The sequence below is a fragment of the Hyphococcus sp. genome (genome assembly GCF_041986965.1).
In the GTDB taxonomy this organism is placed as follows: Bacteria; Pseudomonadota; Alphaproteobacteria; order Caulobacterales; family Parvularculaceae; genus Hyphococcus.
Window position 1 is genome coordinate 984,289 of sequence record NZ_JBHIXB010000002.1, and the last position, 18,505, is coordinate 1,002,793.

13 protein-coding genes and 1 tRNA gene are annotated in these 18,505 nt (G+C 60.6%); 7 read left to right on the top strand and 7 right to left on the bottom strand.

Annotation, left to right across the window (positions count from 1 at the left end):
- Positions 1 to 299: 299 nt before the first annotated feature.
- Positions 300 to 809 (bottom strand): transcriptional regulator LdtR, encoded by a 510-nt coding sequence (gene ldtR / locus ACFC5L_RS13670; protein WP_375202380.1) that lies wholly within the window; start codon positions 807 to 809, stop codon positions 300 to 302.
- Between the two features lie 167 nt (positions 810 to 976).
- On the opposite strand from ldtR, the gene hemB reads away from it, so the two are divergent.
- Positions 977 to 1,996 carry a porphobilinogen synthase gene (gene hemB / locus ACFC5L_RS13675; RefSeq protein WP_375202379.1) on the top strand — a complete coding sequence of 340 codons (1,020 nt, stop codon included), beginning with the start codon at positions 977 to 979 and terminating at the stop codon, positions 1,994 to 1,996.
- Between the two features lie 168 nt (positions 1,997 to 2,164).
- Here hemB and ACFC5L_RS13680 read toward each other — a convergent pair whose 3' ends face one another.
- Together ACFC5L_RS13680 and rpmB are read right to left on the bottom strand one after the other, a co-directional pair.
- Positions 2,165 to 2,863, bottom strand: a complete 699-nt coding sequence (locus tag ACFC5L_RS13680; protein WP_375202378.1) for a hypothetical protein — start codon at positions 2,861 to 2,863, stop codon at positions 2,165 to 2,167.
- Between the two features lie 230 nt (positions 2,864 to 3,093).
- Positions 3,094 to 3,372 (bottom strand): 50S ribosomal protein L28, encoded by a 279-nt coding sequence (gene rpmB, locus ACFC5L_RS13685; RefSeq protein ID WP_375202377.1) that lies wholly within the window; start codon positions 3,370 to 3,372, stop codon positions 3,094 to 3,096.
- A 193-nt stretch (positions 3,373 to 3,565) separates the two neighbouring features.
- On the opposite strand from rpmB, the gene ACFC5L_RS13690 reads away from it, so the two are divergent.
- The 5 genes from ACFC5L_RS13690 (at position 3,566) to ACFC5L_RS13710 (ending at position 9,441) form a co-directional block, all read left to right on the top strand.
- Complete coding sequence (locus ACFC5L_RS13690) at positions 3,566 to 6,709, top strand: helicase-related protein (protein WP_375202376.1); 3,144 nt, start codon at positions 3,566 to 3,568, stop codon at positions 6,707 to 6,709.
- On the top strand, positions 6,706 to 7,122 hold the full coding sequence (locus ACFC5L_RS13695) for an RNA-binding S4 domain-containing protein (RefSeq protein ID WP_375202375.1): 417 nt from the start codon (positions 6,706 to 6,708) through the stop codon (positions 7,120 to 7,122). The genes ACFC5L_RS13690 and ACFC5L_RS13695 overlap by 4 nt, the downstream gene beginning before the upstream one ends.
- Before the next feature lie 10 nt (positions 7,123 to 7,132).
- Positions 7,133 to 7,573: a tellurite resistance TerB family protein gene (locus tag ACFC5L_RS13700; RefSeq protein ID WP_375202374.1), complete on the top strand. Its 441-nt coding sequence runs from the start codon at positions 7,133 to 7,135 to the stop codon at positions 7,571 to 7,573.
- A 119-nt stretch (positions 7,574 to 7,692) separates the two neighbouring features.
- A complete protein-coding gene (gene fdxA / locus ACFC5L_RS13705) occupies positions 7,693 to 8,031 on the top strand; it encodes a ferredoxin FdxA (protein ID WP_375202373.1) in 339 nt (112 codons plus the stop codon).
- A 345-nt stretch (positions 8,032 to 8,376) separates the two neighbouring features.
- On the top strand, positions 8,377 to 9,441 hold the full coding sequence (locus tag ACFC5L_RS13710; protein WP_375202372.1) for a CarD family transcriptional regulator: 1,065 nt from the start codon (positions 8,377 to 8,379) through the stop codon (positions 9,439 to 9,441).
- Here the strand turns inward: ACFC5L_RS13710 and ACFC5L_RS13715 are convergent.
- From ACFC5L_RS13715 to ACFC5L_RS13725, 3 genes are all read right to left on the bottom strand, one after another.
- Positions 9,438 to 10,094, bottom strand: coding sequence for a hypothetical protein (locus ACFC5L_RS13715; RefSeq protein ID WP_375202371.1), 657 nt, complete (start codon positions 10,092 to 10,094; stop codon positions 9,438 to 9,440). The genes ACFC5L_RS13710 and ACFC5L_RS13715 overlap by 4 nt on opposite strands.
- An 83-nt stretch (positions 10,095 to 10,177) precedes the next feature.
- Positions 10,178 to 12,169, bottom strand: a complete 1,992-nt coding sequence (gene pbpC / locus ACFC5L_RS13720; RefSeq protein WP_375202370.1) for a penicillin-binding protein 1C — start codon at positions 12,167 to 12,169, stop codon at positions 10,178 to 10,180.
- A gap of 65 nt (positions 12,170 to 12,234) precedes the next feature.
- Positions 12,235 to 17,184, bottom strand: coding sequence for an alpha-2-macroglobulin family protein (locus tag ACFC5L_RS13725; RefSeq protein WP_375202369.1), 4,950 nt, complete (start codon positions 17,182 to 17,184; stop codon positions 12,235 to 12,237).
- 189 nt (positions 17,185 to 17,373) lie between these two features.
- Here ACFC5L_RS13725 and ACFC5L_RS13730 point away from each other — a divergent pair.
- Positions 17,374 to 17,450, top strand: a tRNA-Arg gene (locus ACFC5L_RS13730).
- 188 nt (positions 17,451 to 17,638) lie between these two features.
- Here ACFC5L_RS13730 and ACFC5L_RS13735 read toward each other — a convergent pair.
- The coding region (locus tag ACFC5L_RS13735) for a biotin/lipoyl-containing protein (RefSeq protein ID WP_375202368.1) at positions 17,639 to 18,505 on the bottom strand (867 nt) is incomplete at its 5' end.

The following is an 18,505-nucleotide window of genomic DNA, read 5'->3' on the forward strand; positions in this document are numbered from 1 at the left end:
ATGACACATAATCAACTACCGTCGGTAAACGCCAGTGCCAAGCCGCTGGACCGAACGCCGCATCCCGGTCGCCTTATAACCGGGAAGCCCCACAGCTTTGGAAGATCAGATGTTTTTGTCGGCAAGACAATGCGCCCCGGCGGCCTTTTCCATAGATTATATTGATGCCCTCTATTGGCGCAGCAAAAGAATGTCCGCGCTTGCGTTGACCCGCGCAAAAGAAAACGCGCCTCCCGGAAGGAGGCGCGTTCCACGCACCAATTGAGAATGATTCTTAAAAAGTTGGCTTGCTGAAGATTCTAAAGACGATAGCGAACCTGGTCAGCCCAGAAACGCTCAAGGCGCTGCAGCGTCTTGTTGGTGTCGTCGATGAGCTGGCTGTTGACGCCGCCCACCTGCTCCACCGACTGAAGCTGGCGTTCGAACAGAGCCGTGATGGCGTCGCGCACTTCAAGCCCCATGTCGGTCAGCGACACGCGCTTGGAGCGGCGGTCCGTGTTGGAACGCTCATCCTTGATGTAGCCCTTCTCCACAAGCTGCTTGAGATTGTAGGAGACGTTCGAGCCGAGATAGTGACCGCGCGAGCGCAATTCGCCCGGGGTCAGTTCGGCGTCGCCGATATTATAAAGAAGCAGCGCCTGGACGGAGTTGATGTCCGTCTGGCCAAGCCGCTCCAGCTCGTCCTTGATCACGTCTAGAAGCTGGCGGTGCAGCCGCTCCACCAGATGCAAAAGCTGCAGATAGCCGGACTCCAGCACTTCGGGATCCTTCTCGACCGAAGTCGCGCTTTCGCCAATAACTTCTCGCATTGCCCCGTTAACCGCCATTATCATTACTCACTCAACGAAAATCTGAAGCCCGGTTATACAAACGAGGTCTAAAAGCGGCGTTAAGCCGGACCGTTCAATTTGAAATCAAATTCTAAGGACCGGGCTTTAGTCTGGGCTTTCACAGCTGTTGAGAATAATAACAGAGTATGAACAAACACCCTCATTCCGCCCCGTTGGCCCGCTTTCCCGCCCTGCGGTTGCGCCGTTTACGCCGTACCGACTGGTCCCGCCGCCTCGTCGCCCAAACGCGGCTGTCGGCTGACGATCTGATCTGGGCGATTATCTTAAAAGACGGAAAGAATGTGCGCGAACCGGTGGCGGCGATGCCCGGCGTTTACAGGCTGTCGCCTGACGAAGCCGTAACGGCCGCATTGGAGGCGCGCGAGCTGGGTATTCCCGCCCTCGCCCTTTTTCCTTTTACAGACGCCGAGGGCCGTACGCCCAGCGGTGAAGAAGCAGTCAATCCTGACAATTTGATGTGCCGCGCGGCGCGGGCGATCAAGGCCGAAGTTCCCGAAGTGGGCTTGATGGCTGACGTCGCACTCGATCCTTACACCGATCATGGCCATGACGGGCTGATGAAGGACGGCGAAATCCTCAATGACGAAACCGTCGAAATCCTCGTCAAGCAATCCGTTGTCCAGGCGCAGGCCGGTTTCGACATTATTGCGCCGTCGGACATGATGGACGGGCGCGTGGGCGCAATCCGTGCAGGACTCGACAAGGCCGGTTACAGCCATGTGCAGATCATGGCTTACGCCGCGAAATACGCGTCGGCTTTTTACGGCCCCTATCGAGACGCCATCGGCTCGTCAGGCGTTTTGAAAGGCGACAAGCGCACCTATCAGATGGACCCTGCGAACAGCGATGAAGCTTTGCGCGAAGTCGCCCTCGATCTCGCCGAAGGCGCCGACAGCGTGATGGTCAAACCCGGCCTTCCCTATCTCGACATCGTCCGGCGCGTAAAAGATGAGTTCAGCGCGCCGACCTTCGTCTTTCAGGTCTCCGGCGAATATGCGCAGATCAAGGCCGCCGCGCAAAACGGCTGGCTGGATGGCGAGAAAGCGATGATGGAGTCTTTGCTTGCGTTCAAACGCGCCGGCGCGGATGGGATTATTACTTACTTTGCGGCGGATGCGGCGAAGAACCTTACAACAAAAAGATAGTGTTAGATTTACTATCGCGTGAAGAACGCAAAAGCGAATAAGCAGAAAAATATGACTGCGATAATAGCGAAGGCAACTTTCAAGAAGTCAAAGAACGGCTTGTACTGCTCGCTTTCACGTATTTCACGCTGCCTCTTCTCAATCTTGTCAAAAAAATTGCCAGCCATTTTATATCCCCCCATACCCGCCTTTCGGCTTCAGGGGGCGCCGTAAAAATCCGTATACGGGCAAAAACAATAAAGCAAAGAGCGTCTTGATGGCGAAGTCGCCGATCATCCAGTTGATCCACGGAACGCCCGAGCCAGCATAGACGCCGGGGAAGTAAATCAGCGCGTAAGTTCCATATCCCAACAGCGCGCCGTAAAGCGGCGCGCGCCACCAGCGCCCGCCGCCACGGGAAATGTCATAGGCGCTCGCCGCCATATATTGCGCGGCCATGGCGCTCGCCGTGAAAAAGACGGTGAAGCGCACGCCCGGCAGATCGCCATCCTCTAAAGACGGCGCCAGGATCGATAGCTCCGCAAAGACCGCCGCAGCCGCAACGCCCCAGGACGCCGTGACCGCGCGGGAAGCTTCGTCGCCGCCATATTTGCGCGCGAAGAGAATGACGGCGAGCGGCGCCAGCGCCATGATCACCCCGCCCCGCGACAGCCAGTTTGAAGGGCGCGAGGCGATATGGTCCCCTGCGATCCAGTCGAAAAGATGGACAGGAATGTCGACGGTGAGAATCGCGGCCAGCAAAAGCGGCGTCAGCATCACCGCCAGCATCACCATGCGCATGAATCCGGTCATGAAGGCGCCCGTATGGCGCGCCAGCCGCTCCACCGCCGTTTCCCGGGGATTATGCTTTTCGACCGCGGCTTCCATTGGTCCTTCTAGGGGGGCCTGCTTGGGCGTTCCTCTTTCGGCGTTCTTTTATACAGACTCGCCGCCCGCCCCCAGAGGGCTGGGGTATAAAACAGCGCTCGATATCAAATTCCGACCACCCCGGCGAAAGCCGGGATGATCAGAGGATGCGCTTTTTCTTTTTGAATGAGCACAAACAAAAAAGCGGCCCCGAAGGCCGCTCTTTGTAAAATCATTTGAATTTGAAGCGCTTAGGAGGCTTTCGCCAGCTTTTTCTTGAGCTTCAGCGCATTCGGCGAGAGCTGCTCGTCATTCGCCTTGGCGAGGAACACGTCGAGGCCGCCCATATGGTCGACCGTGCGCAGCGCCGAAGCGGCGATCCGGAACTTGAAGCCCTGGCCGAGCTTGTCCGAATGCAGCGTCACGTTGCAGAGATTCGGCAGAAAACGCCGTTTGGTCCGGTTTTTCGCGTGGGAGACATTGTTCCCGACTTTGGGGCCAATGCCCGTCAATTCACAGCGCCGCGCCATCGATCTAGCCTTGCATTTTGAGGGGCCCGCGCCATATCTGGCGGCGTCCGCCCGTTCCTAGAAACCTTGAAAATGAGCCGCGCTCTGTAACTGAGGCCCGGCGGAGCGTCAAGCGCTTTACCCCCCGGATTTGAGGGATTCACCGCGACTCTCTTATAAATAGTCCTGTAACCGCCGAAAGCCGTTATTTTCCGTGTCCTCTTCCCAGACTTTCGACGATTTTTCCGCCCGCGGCGGCGGCCGGCTCTGTGCGGTTCTGGGCCCCACCAACACCGGCAAGACCCATTACGCCCTTGAGCGGATGCTGGCCCACAAATCGGGGATGATCGGCCTGCCCCTGCGGCTCCTCGCCCGGGAGATCTATGACCGGATCGTCGCCATCCGCGATCCCCGCGAGGTCGCCCTCGTTACCGGCGAGGAAAAGATCATCCCGCCCAATGCGCGCTATTGGGTGGCGACGGTCGAGGCGATGCCGCTGGAACGCGAGGTCGATTTTCTCGCCATCGACGAAATCCAGCTCGCCGCCGATCCGGAGCGCGGACGCGTCTTCACTTCCCGCCTCCTTCATGCGCGCGGGCGCGGCGAAACATTATTGCTCGGCTCGCACACCATGCGCCCGATCCTGCAGCGCATGTTCGGCCGGATCGAATTCCTGTCGCGCGAAAGGCTTTCACGCCTCACCTATACAGGACCTAAAAAGGCGACACGCCTGCCCCGGCGCTCGGCCATTGTCGCCTTTTCAGCGGACACGGTTTATGCGCTCGCGGAATTGATCCGCCGGCAACGCGGCGGCGCGGCGGTCGTGCTCGGCGCGCTCTCCCCGCGCACGAGAAACGCGCAAGCCGAACTCTATCAATCGGGTGAAGTCGATTTCCTGGTCGCCACCGACGCCATCGGCATGGGGCTCAACATGGATATCGACCATGTGGCCTTCGCCGCTTCGCGGAAATTCGACGGACGCAGGCCGCGCAATCTCAATCCGTCGGAGCTGGCGCAAATCGCGGGGCGCGCCGGGCGCCATGTGCGCGACGGCAGTTTCGGCGTCACCGCCGATTGCCCCGCCTTTGACGAGGAACTCGTCACCGCGATTGAAGATCACCAATTCGATCCTGTGAAGGCGCTGATGTGGCGGTCCGAGCAGATCGATTTTTCATCCCTGCCCGCCTTGCGGCGCTCGCTCGATAAGCCCCCGCCACGCGAATATTTCATGCGCGCACGCCGGGCGGATGATGAAGACGCACTCCATCGCCTTGCTGCGCGCGAGAATATTCGCGATATGGCGAAGGGCGGCGCAGCCCTTGGCCTGTTATGGGACATTTGCCAGATCCCGGATTTTCGCAAGACCGGCGGCGATCAGCATGCGCGCCTTCTCGGCGATATCTTTGAACTTTTAATGGCGGACGGGCGTTTAACCGAGGAATGGCTGGCGCCGCGCGTTGAACGGCTCGATCGCATTGACGGCGATATCGATGCTTTGTCGGCGCGCATCGCCCATATCAGGACATGGACCTATCTTTCGCACCGCTCCCATTGGCTCGACCGCGCCCCTTATTGGCAAGAGCGCGCCCGCGCGATAGAAGACAGGCTCTCGGATGCGCTGCATGAAAAACTGACGCAACGCTTTGTCGACCGGCGCACGGCAACCCTGTTAAAGCGTTTGAAAGATGATACGCCCTTACTGGCGGGTGTCACCGACGACGGAGAAGTGATTGTGGAAGGCCAATTCATCGGCCGCCTTTTAGGGTTTGAATTCATTGTCGACCCGCGCGCGAGCGGAGCGGAAGCGAAATCATTGCGCGCCGCCGGCGAAAAAGCGCTGCGCCCTGTTCTTGCGACGCGCGCTGCTGCGCTTGCGAACGCTGAGGCTGGCGAATTGCGTCTCGATGATGACGGGACCGTCTGGTGGCGATCTGCACCCGTTGCTCAATTGCAAAAAGGGCCCGCGCCCCTGCGCCCGTCACTCGCTATCTCCGGCCTCGCTGAAGTGACGCCGAATTTGCGCGGCCGCGTCGAAGACCGTCTCAAGGATTTTGTCGCTGCAAAAATTGAAGGCCTGCTCGGTCCGCTCGTCGCTTTGCAGACGGCGGCCAATGCGGAAAGCGAAGACGGGCTGAAAGGTTTGACCAAGGGCGTCGCCTATCGTCTGGTTGAAAATTTCGGCGCCACTTCGCGCACCCAGTTTGGCGATGATCTTAAACAGATCGATCAGGAAGAACGCGCCAAGCTCAGAAAACTTGGCATGCGTTTCGGCGAGTTCACGCTTTACATGCCGGGGCTTTTGAAACCGGCGCCGTCCGCGCTCCTGACCCTTCTCTGGGCGCTGTGGACCGACCGCAAGCCGGGTGATGTGCCGCCGCCGGCGGCGGGCCGCGTCTCGATCGAGATGAACGAAAACCTTCCGCACGCCTATTATTACGCTGGCGGTTATCGCCCGTCGGGCTTGCGCGCTGTCCGCATCGACATGCTGGAGCGTCTGGCCGGCCTTATTCGCACCGCGCGTAATGAAGGAACCAAGGAAGGCTTTGCAACCAATGCGCAGATGATGTCGCTTGTCGGCTGTTCCGGCGAGGACTTCGAAGCGATTCTGCGCTCTCTCGGCTTCCGCAAGAATGTCGTGAAGCGCAAGGTCGAGCCCAAAGCTGAAAAGGCTGAAGCGGCGCCGGAGATGAAGCCGGAAGCCAAACCGGAAGATGCGCCCGCTGGCGAAGCCAAAGACGAAACGGTGGATGCGGCTGCGCCAGAAGCTGCAACTGACGCTGCAGCCGACACGGCAACGGACGCTGCCCCGGGCTCAGCGCCTCAGGCCAGCGCCGGCGAAGCCCAATCGTCTGAGCCAGCAACGCCGCCCGTTGAGGCCACCCTCGACACCGGCATTGGCGCCGCGCCGGTCGCCGCAACAGAAACGCCGCAGACCTCACCGGAAGGAGAAGCGCCCGCCGCTGAAGCGAGCACGCCAACTCCAGAAGTTCCGGCGAGCGAAGCGGAAGAAATTGAAGTCACGCTGTGGCGTCCCGCGCCGCGCCGTCCGAAGCCTCAGGGAAAACCGCACGGCAAGCATGCGCGCCGCGACGACAAGCAGGGTGATCGCGGCGGCAATCGACCTGGCGGCAAGCCTCGCGACGGCGACCGTAATGACCGTCGCGGCAAAAACGCAAAAGGCGGCCCCCGCCGCGGCAAACAGCAAGGCAAAGGGGCGGTCTACACAGCTGGGCCGAAGCGTGAGAAAAAAGCCGATCCCAATTCGCCATTCGCCGTGCTTGCCGGCCTGAAGGCCGAGCTTTCAAGCACGCCGAATAAAGAAGACAAGACTAACAAAGCCACAGAGAAGGCTGAATGACGGGCGGGACGGCCGAAGCGACCAACGCCCCCTCCCAGCGTCTCGATAAATGGCTTTGGCAGGCGCGGTTTTTCAAAACCCGCACCCTCGCGTCCAAATTTGTCAATGACGGCAATGTGCGCATTACGCGCGATGAAAATACGCAACGGGCGGATAAACCCAGCATAGCGATCCGGCCTGGCGACATCGTTGTTTTTACACGGAACGAACGCCTGCGCATCATCCATGTCCTCGCCTGCGCCGAACGCCGGGGCCCCGCCAGTGAAGCGCAGACGCTTTACGAGGACCGTTCTCCGCCCCCGCCGCCGAAAGAAGACGCTGCATCACGCAACGCCTTCGCTCGCGAAAAGGGCGCTGGCCGGCCCACCAAGAAAGACCGCCGCGCACTTGCCGCACTTAAGTCAGCCGACTAAGGAATTCCGGATGTTCGATAAACTTTTCCAACGCTTCCAAGCCGAAGAACCTGAAGCAAACGCGGAGACGCAGCTTGAGCTGGCTTTCGCCGCGCTGCTGGTCGAAGCCGCCCGCATTGACGAAAACTACGACGAGAGCGAAGTCGCAATCATCGACCGGGCGCTGATGAAACGCTTCAGCCTCGACGGCGCCGAGGCCGCCGCCCTGCGCGCGCGTGCGGAAGCCGCCCAGGCGAACGCGACCGACATCCAGCGCTTCACCAAAATCGCCAAGGCCATGAGCCGCGAGGAAAAAGTGGAACTGATCGAAGAGCTCTGGGAGATCGTCCTGTCCGATGGCGCGCGCGATCCCTATGAGGAAACGCTGCTGCGCCAGATCTGCGGCCTCATCTATGTGGATGACCAGGATAGCGGCGCAGCGCGGGCTCGGGTCGCCGCTCGCCTCAAGTAAGCTACCTTAAGTAACCTCAAGGGAAAATGACGACCCCATCAGGAAAGCTGGCTTGCTTCCCGGCGGCGAGCGGGTAAGAAAGGCGAAAACCGCCGCCTGGAGTAAGGAGCGCCCGGAAGATGACCTATGTGGTGACTGAAGCCTGCATTAAGTGCAAATACACCGACTGCGTTGAGGTGTGCCCCGTCGACTGTTTCTATGAGGGGGAGAACATGCTGGTGATCCACCCTGACGAGTGCATTGATTGCGGCGTTTGCGAACCTGAATGCCCGGCTGAGGCCATCATTCCGGACACCGAGTCCGGGGCCGATAAATGGCTGGAGATCAATACGAAATACGCCTCCGAATGGCCCAATATCACCCAGAAGATCGACGCCCTGCCCGGCGCGGACGACGTGGCCGAGGAAGAGGGCAAATTCGACAAATATTTCTCCGATAAGCCCGGCAAAGGGTCCTGACCCAAAACCCCGCCCGGATGGGCTTCAGCTCGACCCTCGCACCCGCATCGAAAGCTGTAGCGGAGCGTGCAGTTTTGTGCTAATATTCTGGATGAATCTTGGATCGTTTTACGGCGCGCACCGTTAATCCGGAGTCTTCGGACTGAGCTATAATTCCTTGGTATTGCTGGTCTTTCCGCTTCCATTCTAAATGGACGGCAGCTGGTTCTCGCTAGGGCGGCGCGCCCCGAAAGCCGCGACATACCGTGGGGAAAATTCCTCCGGCGCGCTCTCGTGAGCCCGTTTGACGCATCCACTCACCGACCGTCCGCCAGCTTGGCTTGCGGCGCTAACTTAAGGTCTCACATGGCTACGAAATCGACAAAAAAGAAAACCGCGGCGAAAAAGGCTCCCGCCAAAAAAGCGGCGGTGAAGACCAGCGCTAAGAAAAAGACGGCGGCGAAAAAGGCCGCCCCGGCCAAGAAGGCCGTGAAAAAGGCGTCGGTGAAGACCTCGGCCAAAAAGGCGCCGGCGAAGAAAACCGCCAAGAAGGCCGCCGTGAAGACCTCCGCCAAAAAAGCGGCGGCCAAGAAAACGGTCAAGAAAGCAACGGTGAAGACCTCGGCCAAGAAGGCTCCAGCCAAAAAAGCCGCCAAGAAAGCTGCGCCGAAAGCGGCGAAAAAGGCCACGGTGAAGACATCGGCCAAGAAAGCGGCGCCGGCGGCGAAACCCGCCAAAAAGACGGCCGCGAAAAAAGCGGAGAAAAAGGCGCCCGCAAAGCCGAAGCCCGTGAATGTGGGCCAGGCGCCGCGCAAGACCACTCTCGCCGCATCGATCCCGACACCGAGCACGAGCCCGGTGAAGGACGCGCCTCAGGCGGACGCCGAAGCCTCGGTGAACACCGAAGCCTCGAAAGACGCCAAACAGGACTTCAGGGTCAACGACAAGATTGTGTATCCCGCGCATGGCGTCGGCAAGATCATCAGCCTTGAAAAGCAGCAGGTCGCGGGCATCCCGATCGAATTGTTCGTGATTGATTTCGATCAGGAGAAGATGAAGCTGCGCGTGCCTACCGGCAAAGCCAAAGCGGCGGGCATGCGCCCCCTATCCGACGACAAGACGGTGAAAGACGCCATCACGACGCTGAAAGGCCGCGCGCGGATCAAGCGCACCATGTGGAGCCGCCGCGCGCAGGAATATGACGCCAAGATCAATTCCGGCGACATCAAACTTGTCGCAGAAGTGGTTCGCGATCTTTATCGCGGCGACGATCAGCCGGAGCAAAGCTACTCCGAACGTCAACTCTTCGAGGCTGCGCTCGACCGAATGGCCCGCGAAGTCGCCGCCGTGCGCAATGTGGATCTCGGCAATGCAATCGAAGAGCTTGAAAGCGTTCTGAAAAAGAAAGCCGCCGCCGCTGCCGCAGCTTAATCAAGCCGCTCAATCTGCAAGGGATGTTTGAGGTCGATCGACGGACCGTTGATCGCCTCAACATGGCCGCGCGCACGAATGCGCGAACCGGTCAGGGACCCCAGATCGAGCCCGTCTCTGGCCCAGCGCGAATAGAGACGCGACGCGGCGCTGACGGTAAAATCCTCACGAAAATCGGAGCCGAAATTGAGGTAAAAGCGGCTTCCATGCTTTTCCGCGCGCAAGACCGTTCCTTCAATCAGGTTGAAAGCGCCAATAGCGCCGCCGGCTTGCGCCGCATCGAAGATGCGATACTCGGCGAGCGCCCACAATCCAACTCGCGCCGTCCGCGCTTGTTTTTCGAGCATGAGGAGACGCCGGATAAAGTCGTGGTCATCTGTCTGCGGCGCGATGCGCACGGCGCCTTCCGCCGTCAGCAATTCCTGAAGCGTTTCGTCAGCGCCTGTGACTTTCGCCATGACGGGACGAACGCCCCACCGCGTCGGCGGCAGACTATCCTCCAGCTCGAAATCTGTGGCCAACAGCCTCTGCAATGCGGCGCGCGATTGCTCGAAGTGGGCCGGCGCATCATCGCCCAACACATAAAGCGGCGGCGCCATGACATCCGAAAGCATATATTCGTCGTCACCAATAGCGAAACGGCCGCCAGACAAGGCCAGTGCCTTTGGCGTTGGCGTCTGCGCAAAACTTCGGGAAACGCCGCAAGCTGCGGCGGCGATCAGGAACGCTCGACGCCTCACCCGGAAATCACGCGAACTTTCGAACGCGATTTCCGGCCAGCCTTGTCGACGACGGTCACATCGTAAAACCCGGCGCGCACTGGCCGCCAGACATAGCGGCCGCTTGTTTCTTCGAGCGACAACGGTTCGCCATTGACATACCAGCTAAGATCACCCTCACCGCCGCGGGCTGCGAGGGAAAATCCACGCCGGTCTGCGCCCAGAAACACCTCAACCCCGTCCCGGGGAAAAACGATCTGCGGCGGTGCTTTTTCCTGCACTCTATCGAAGCGCGCTATCGCAAGCATGGGCGCATCGTCTTCCATGTCTTCGATATCGCCTTTGGTGGCGCCGTCGCGGTCAAGCATGTCGAAGATTTCAAACAACAGCGGCGCCGCCGTCTTGCGGCCCGTGGCGCCGGGGCGCGGCGCGCCGTCTGCGCGGCCGACCCAGACAACAACCGTGTAGCCGCCGCCATGCCCGGCGGCCCAGGCGTCGCGATAGCCATAGGAAGTGCCGGTCTTAAAGGCGACACGCGACACTTCCCGGGAAAGATCAGCAGGCGCCCGGCCCTCAAGCGCCGGGGCGCCCGCAAGGATCGATGATATGCGCGCTGCGGTGTCCGCCGAGAAAAGCCGATAGGCATGGTCCGGCTGCGTTTCATCTTTCGCTTTCCAGATAAGCGGCGCCACCTCGCCGCCAGACCCAAGTCCGGCGTAAAGCGTCGCGATCTCGCGCGCTGTGACGCCAGCGCCCCCAAGCGCCAAGGCAAGGCCCGGCGATTTGTCCGCCCGGGTCGGCGTTTTCAACTCAATGCCAGCCGCACGGATCAGCGCCGCAAATCGCGACGCACCGATGCGGTCAAGCGCACGCACGGCGGGAACATTCAGGGAATGTTGCAAGGCTTCCCTTACGCGCACTTCGCCGCGGAAGGTGCGGTCGAAATTTTCCGGCGCATAGTCGCCGAAAGCGCGCGGCATGTCGTCAATGACGGTATTGGCGGACGCATAACCCGCTTCAAAGGCAAGGCCATAAATAAATGGTTTCAGCGCTGAACCGGGGGAGCGGGTCGCATTGGTCAAATCAATCCAGCCGCCTTTTGCGTCTAGCCCTGAGGACCCAACGCTGGCGCGCACGGCGCGTGTCTTGTTTTCGACGATAATCAGCGACGCCGTGGCGCCGTCATCAAACTGCTTTACATATTGACTAAGTATTTTTTCGGCGCGGGCCTGCAAAGAAGCGTCGAGCGTCGACTGAATGACGCCGGGTTTGTCAGCACGCCCAAGCTCCAGCGCCGCGTGATAGGCCATGCGCGGCAGCGGGTGACGCGACTGCGGCAAACGCGCCTCGTCCGCCTCCGCTGCATGGGTTTGATCCATGGCGCCGGCGGCGGCCAGTTTTTGCAGGATTTCTTTTCGTGCTGTCTTCGCCGCCTTGGCCCGCAAATCCGGACGGCGCGCCTCAGGCGCCTGCGGCAAGGCGATCAGCAACGCCTGTTCCGCATCGGTGAGCCGTGTCGGCTCCTTGTCGAAATAGATGCGCGATGCGGCGCGCACGCCCTCGATGTTGCCGCCATAAGGCGCCAGCGTCAGATAGAGCTCGAGAATTTCCCGCTTCGATAAACGCCGTTCGATTTGTAAAGCCCGCACCATTTCCGCGAGCTTGGCGCCGAATGTGCGCTCACGCGGTTCAAGCAATCGCGCCGTCTGCATGGTGATGGTCGACGCGCCGGACACCACGTGGCCCGCTTTCGCCGACGTGACGCCGGCGCGCAAAACCGCCAGCAGATCGACGCCCCAGTGAGCATAAAAACGCTTGTCTTCGACCGCGATCAGGCGTTCGACGAATACCGGGTCGATGGTTTCCAGATCGGCCTCAAACCGCCAACGCCCTTCCGGCGTTGCAAATGCATGCAGCCATTCACCGTTGCGATCCGTCACCAGCGGCGACAAGTCTTGGGCGTGATCGAGGGGCGGCGGAAAAAGAAGATCAAGCGTGGCGACGGACATAACCACCGCCAGCGCCGCCAAGAAAATGCGGCGCCGGCGTGATCTGAAGGTGCCGCCGAACGCAATCATTCCGCGGCGGCGATGGAGATACGCCCGACATCCGTGCGGGCGAATTCGCCGGGCCGGTACATGTCTTCGATGACGGCGCCCGGCATCACAAAAGCGCCGGGCGTCACGGCCCGCACCACATAAGCGAGTGTGAAGCGGTTGCGACCGCTGATGTCGACGGCGGCGACAAAACGATCGTCGCGCGCTTCCGCGACTTTCGGATAGGAAAGCGCGCCGATCCATTTATAGGGACCGTTGTTTCCCGGCCCGCCCGCATCGTCCGGGTTAAGGACCGTTTCGATTTCAAGTCCCGCCGGCAGAAGATCGGCGATCACCGCAGGATGTAGCCGCTGATCCGTCGCGGTTCCGCTGATCACGACGACCAGCCGGTCATTCTGGCGTATGCTGGAAAGATCCGCCGGGCGGCCATCGCGCGTGGCGATGCGCTTCGTCAATGAAAAGCCTTGCGCCGTCGCCGGCGGCGCCGAACTCGGCGAGCCCGTTACCGTTAGAGAGCGGAAAATCTGCCCTTCCCCGTCATTGCGATAAGCGACGCCGTCCTCAATCTCCGCTTCGCTTGGCGCGAAGGACGGCGCGGGCGGCAGGTCAGCAAGACTTTGACCGTTGACGGTCAGTTCCACTGCATCCGCAGTGCGCAAGAGCGCCTGCGCCGCCAGCAGCGTGAACGCCTTTTCCTGCGTGTGCATGCGCCGCGGTTCTTTCATATAGGTTTTGAGCTGTTCAATCAGGGCTTCCGTTTTATCGGTTTGACCCGCCTCAACGGCAAGCGCGACGAGCCCCGCGACATCGCGGAGATTGGTCTGATAGTAATCGCCGCGATTTTGCCAGCCCACCGCCGTCATCGCCTGTTCAAACGCGCTATTGGCGCGCGCGCGATCGCCCATCATGGCGAGCGCGGCGCCGATCTGCGCCCTTGCAAGCGGGCTCGGCGTACCTTCAAGCAACGCATCATGGAAATAACGAAGATCGGAAAGGTCAGCGCGGCCCGCGCGCGCCAGCACATAAAGCGCATAGGCGGCGGAGCGGCGTTTCAGGAATTCACGCGTATCATTGTTGTTTGTGAATTCCGGGACGGTCGTCTGGTAGCTGGCAAGATACCAGCGGTCGACGCGCGCAATATCCGCCAGTGACTCATAGGCGCGATCGAGCGCTTCTTCCGGTACGCCATAGCCTTCATTCTTGGCGCGATAGAGAAAATCGGTGACATAAGCGCCGAGCCAGGGCGAGGCCCACCGGTCGCCCACACGCCAGAGGCCGAAAGCGCCGTCCGGTGACTGCCGGTTCAAGAGTTCGTTCACCGCTTTCTGGACACGCGGGCGCACGGCCCGCTCCGGCCCTTTGCCAACCTCGCCGCCGAGCACATCGACGAAGAGGAGCGGCATGGCCGAACTCGTCAACTGTTCGGAGCAACCATAAGGATAGCGGTAAAGCGCATCGAGAAGCGGCCCCGGCTCAACGCCGTCGAGACGCGAAAACGACACGGCGACGTCCGCCGAGCCTTCCACATAAGGAGCGGTGACGGCGCCGCTCAGCTGGAATGTTTCGCCAGGATCGAGCGCTGCGGTCCTCACTTCCGTCACCGGGAAGTAAGGCGTGCGGGACTGGATCGGATAGGACCGCGACACCGAGAAACCGCCCGGTCCGTCGACGCTCAAACTGACCGCGCCGATGCCGACTTCGCCTGTGGTGAAGGAAAACGCCTTCGTCTGTTTTTCACCCTGCGCAAGGGTGAAGGTTTCCGTCGTTGAAAGGCCAACCGGCCCCTCCCCGGTAAGCGAGACGTTATAATCGCCTGCCTCCCCGTCGACATTATCAATCAGAAGCGTCGCAGTGGCGGTGTCGCCCGGCGCAAGGAAACGCGGCAGGGAAAGCTCCGCCGGCACCGGATCGCGCACGGTGAGCGGTTCGGAATCGGCGCCGAGCTTGTCTTTCGACCAGGCGACGGCCATGAGGCGCAGCTCGCCATTAAAGTCCGGCACTTCAATCGGAACTGTTGCGTTGCCGCCAGCGCCGACGGTCACAGGTCCTGTGAACAGCGCCACCGATTTTGTCGGCACGACCGTCAACCCTTCGCCGCCAATGGCGTCGCCGCCGAACCGCGCCGCCGCGCCGAGATTGGCGTCAAGAATGCGGCCGTAATCGTCACGGATCGAAACGCCGAGGCGTTTCTTGCCGTAATAGTAATCAACCGGATCAGGCGAGTTGAATTTTGTCAGACGAAGGATGCCTTCGTCCACCGCAGCCACGGTCATCATAACCGTCGATCCTGGCGCGGCGCCGCCCACCGTTACCGGCAGGTCGAGCCGCTGGCGCGGACGAAACACCTCAGGATCATTGATAGCAACGTCGAGTTTGCGCGCCGACATATCGAACGGCACATAAGAAACAGCCATGGCGCGGCGCGGCACCGGCCGGTCGCCGGGATCGCGCGGCGTCACCACCGTCGCCATCACATAAAAACCTGCGCCCCAGCTTGGATCCGTATCGACGATAATCTCGCGGCCTTTCGCCTCCACTTTCATGCGCTGGACGAGATGGACCTTGTCGGTGGCGATGACGATGGTCGCCTCACCTTCATAGGGCGGATTCAGGAACAGGCGCGCGCGCGAGCCGGGCGTCACCTTATCGGTTTGCAAGGTCAGCGCGGCCTGATCAGGCGAATCGGCGCCCGAAGCGTAAGAACGCCAACCCACATAGAACCGAATATCGCTATTCGCTTTGCCGCCCGCCTGTGAAACCGTGAGGCGGTAAGTGCCGGGATCAACACGCTGATTGACGAGGGTCGCAATCTGTTCCGGCCCGGTCTTGCCGCGGCCTTCGGCGATCAAAATATCGCGGAAAGACCGCCGCCAGCGCCACTGGCCGTTTTCACGATACCAGTCGAACCAGTAATCTTCTTCGACCAAGCGCCATTCAAGCTCGCCTTCCACAGGCTGGCCTTGCCAGTCCATCAGGACGGCGTTGACGCCGACTTCCTCACCCTGCCCGAAGCTCGAGGCGTCATTGGCGAGTTTCAGTCCCACATAATTATCATCAGGACGAACCGGAATGCGCGCGGATTCGCGCACGACGCGCCCGCCGGGTTCGACAACGCCGACAACCACATCAGCGCGCATGGGCGCGCCATAGCCTTTCGGCGCAGAATCGACATTGACCGCGACGCTCGCCTTGCCTTCCGCGTCGGTCGTTGTGTTTGGCAAGGTCAGGAAGCGTTCGTCAAAACGGCCGTTTACAGGCCCGAAACGATAGCCGCCAAAATCCGGGAACGGATTGGGGTCAAGTCTGAGGCGCGCTTCGGCTTCCACCGCAAGACCGCTCGCCGGCGCGCCGTAAAGAAAGCGGCTTTCCACGGAAAGCTCGCGCGCCTCGCCGGGACGGATCGGTGTTTTCTCATCACCTTCAAGTTTCACCTCAAGGCGCTGCGGCACGAAGTCCTCGACGGAGAACTGCTCAGAACCGACAAAGCCATCGACGCCGTCCGCCTCGACCTGGATAGACCACATGCCGCGCGGCGCGGAGGCCGGCACGCCATAGTCGAAGGTGAAGCCGCCAATGGTCAGCTCATCAATGCGGCGCTTGTCCGCTTCGGTGCCGTTGGGGCGGCGAATAGTGACAGTAAGAGGGCGGCCCTCAATGGCTTTGCCCGCATCGTCACGCAAAAGGCCGGAGACATGCACCGTCTCGCCCGGGCGATAGATGCCGCGATCGAGATAGACGAAGGCGTCAACCTTTGACGGCGCAGCACGCCCGCCCACGTCCCGATCCGACAAATCAAGCGGCGCACGGTCAAGATCAAGCGCTGCGTAATCGTCCTGCGGCCCATAAGCCATGAGCATGCGCGGCGTTAACGGATAATCGCCATTGACCGCCGCCTCATCAAAACGCGCACGGCCGTCGCCATTGGTGATGGCGGTTGCAAGAATGTCATTATTGGCGGCGATCAACGACAGCTCAACGCCGGCCATCGCGCGCGCGGTGGAAATCGAGCGCACAAACACATCAATCCCGTCAGCGCCGGAATACGTGGTGAGCGCCATGTCGGTAAAGACGATCCAGCGCCAGGCCGAAGCGGCGCGACGATCATCGGCGCCGGGCGAGACATCTTTAAGGCGCAGGAAATAAGCACCGGGCTTTAACTCGCCGAGCGCCGCGCCGAGCGCAAAAACAGTCGTCTTGGTTTCGTTGCGCTCGCCCGTGGTCGCCAGTTCGCCTTTCCAGACTTCAACACCGACATCCTGACCGTCTTCGCGATCCCAGACATAGGAATACTGGTTTTCAGCGCTCGCCTCGCCCGCAACGATGTTTTTCCTTGCCAGCGACCGGTCGGAAACACGGTAGACGGCAATCTCCACCTTCTCCACATTGACGGTCTCGATGCCGATGCCGTCCGCTTCAAGACGGGGCAAAATCACCCCGTCTCCGGCGAAGCCCGCATAGGAAGGCTTGTCGCCGAATGCGACCGTCACTTCCTCCGTGCGTTCAAGGCGTTCACCTTTGGCGGAAGGAAGCCCGGCGCGCAGCCGCACCCGATAATCCTTGTCGAATTCAAGACCGGTGAGACAAAGCGAGGTTCCATCGACCTCGATGGCCGACCCATCGGCGGGGCTGACGCGGACAAAATCGCCATAATTGACGTCGCCGCCGTCATTCAACTCGCGATTGAACTGAAGGCAGGCTTTGGGCGTCGCAGTTCCTGTATCGAGGCGGAGACGGCGATAGGCGAAGGTCTTTACTTCTTCGTCTTCCGGCCGTTCGGCGTTTTCAGGCCGGCGCTCCTGAAACGGACGGCGCTGGGCCTGGCCCCGCTCCGCCGACACCACCGGTTGGCTGTTGGGGGCGCCGCGAGAACCGGAATCAGGCGCGATCGTCCGCCCCAGTAAAAGCCCCAGGGCAAATGCCGCCAGCACGCCAGCCGCCGCGATTACATATTGTCTGCGCGCAATCATATCGTCTCCCGCCTAACCCCGTCATCGCCGGTTGGACCGCCAGCCGGCCCCGGCGCATACCGCCTGTCAATTATGGCGGTTAATCAACTAAAGGAAAACGATTCCAAGACGTTTTCGGGAAATTTAGGCGGCGGACGTCTCTGGCGGTTTTGGTGCAGCGCGATATGGGCTAGAAAGCGGGCTGCTCGCGTCCCCGTAGCTCAGCAGGATAGAGCACCAGATTCCTAATCTGGGGGCCACAGGTTCGAATCCTGTCGGGGACGCCAGCCTTGAGCAGGAAATGCGGCATTATTGGTCTGTCCGTAAAAACAGAGGCCGCCCGAAGGCGGCCTTTGCCTAACGACTATGAAACGCTTCCGTCAGACGATGCAGACTCACTCGCCGATTGTGAGACATTGGATGTCGACCCCGCCACTGGCGATGTCGTTTGCATGGACTGACGTTCCGGGAAAGCTTATTCAAGCTCCACCAGGAGATCCTTTGCATCAACCTGATCGGCGGCGGCGACGGCGATGCGCTTGACGACGCCGTCGGTTTCCGCGGCGACTTTGACTTCCATCTTCATGGCTTCAAGGATGATGAGCGCATCGCCCGCCTTCACCTTGTCGCCGGGCGCAACCCGGATTTCGGTGACGGCGCCGGGCATCGGCGCGCCCACGGCCTTGACGTCCCCGGCTTTCACTTTTTCGCGCTGTACGCTTTTATCCTCGCGCGAGGCGTCGCGGATCTTGATGGTGCGCGGCTGGCCGTTCAGAGAGAAGAAGACACGCGCCAGACCCTCTTCATCGGCGTCCGACACTGACTGGCACTGAATGATCAGCGTCTTGCCATGTTCGATCTCCACCGAAATCTCTTTTTCCGGCGGCAGGCCATAGAAAAATTCATCCGTCGGCAGAACGCTCATATCACCATAGTCGTCACGAAACTTCGCGAAGGCGGCGAACACTTTCGGATAGAGCAGCGCCGAGGCGAGATCATTGTCGCTGATAGTGACACCAAGCGCTTCGGCGGTTTCGGCGCGCTTGGCTTCCAGATCCACCGCTTGCATATGCTTGCCCGGCCGGTCGGTGATCGGTTTCGCGCCTTTCAGGATTTTCTGTTGCAGCGCTTTGGGAAAACCGCCATGAGGCTGTCCAAGATCGCCATGGAAGAAAGAGACGACGGACTCCGGGAAAGAAATGTCTTTATTCGGGCTCTCCACATCCGCGCGTGTCAGACCTGCCGAGACCATGGACAGCGCCATATCGCCCACCACCTTCGAACTCGGCGTCACCTTGACGATATTGCCGAACATCTCGTTGACGTCCGCATAGGCCTGCGC

Coding starts and splice junctions, on each gene's coding strand:
- ldtR (WP_375202380.1), bottom strand. CDS start 809: ATGCGAGAAGTTATTGGCGAAAGCGCGACTTCGGTCGAGAAGGATCCC.
- hemB (WP_375202379.1), top strand. CDS start 977: ATGAACAAACACCCTCATTCCGCCCCGTTGGCCCGCTTTCCCGCCCTG.
- ACFC5L_RS13680 (WP_375202378.1), bottom strand. CDS start 2,863: ATGGAAGCCGCGGTCGAAAAGCATAATCCCCGGGAAACGGCGGTGGAG.
- rpmB (WP_375202377.1), bottom strand. CDS start 3,372: ATGGCGCGGCGCTGTGAATTGACGGGCATTGGCCCCAAAGTCGGGAAC.
- ACFC5L_RS13695 (WP_375202375.1), top strand. CDS start 6,706: ATGACGGGCGGGACGGCCGAAGCGACCAACGCCCCCTCCCAGCGTCTC.
- ACFC5L_RS13700 (WP_375202374.1), top strand. CDS start 7,133: ATGTTCGATAAACTTTTCCAACGCTTCCAAGCCGAAGAACCTGAAGCA.
- fdxA (WP_375202373.1), top strand. CDS start 7,693: ATGACCTATGTGGTGACTGAAGCCTGCATTAAGTGCAAATACACCGAC.
- ACFC5L_RS13710 (WP_375202372.1), top strand. CDS start 8,377: ATGGCTACGAAATCGACAAAAAAGAAAACCGCGGCGAAAAAGGCTCCC.
- pbpC (WP_375202370.1), bottom strand. CDS start 12,169: ATGTCCGTCGCCACGCTTGATCTTCTTTTTCCGCCGCCCCTCGATCAC.
- ACFC5L_RS13725 (WP_375202369.1), bottom strand. CDS start 17,184: ATGATTGCGCGCAGACAATATGTAATCGCGGCGGCTGGCGTGCTGGCG.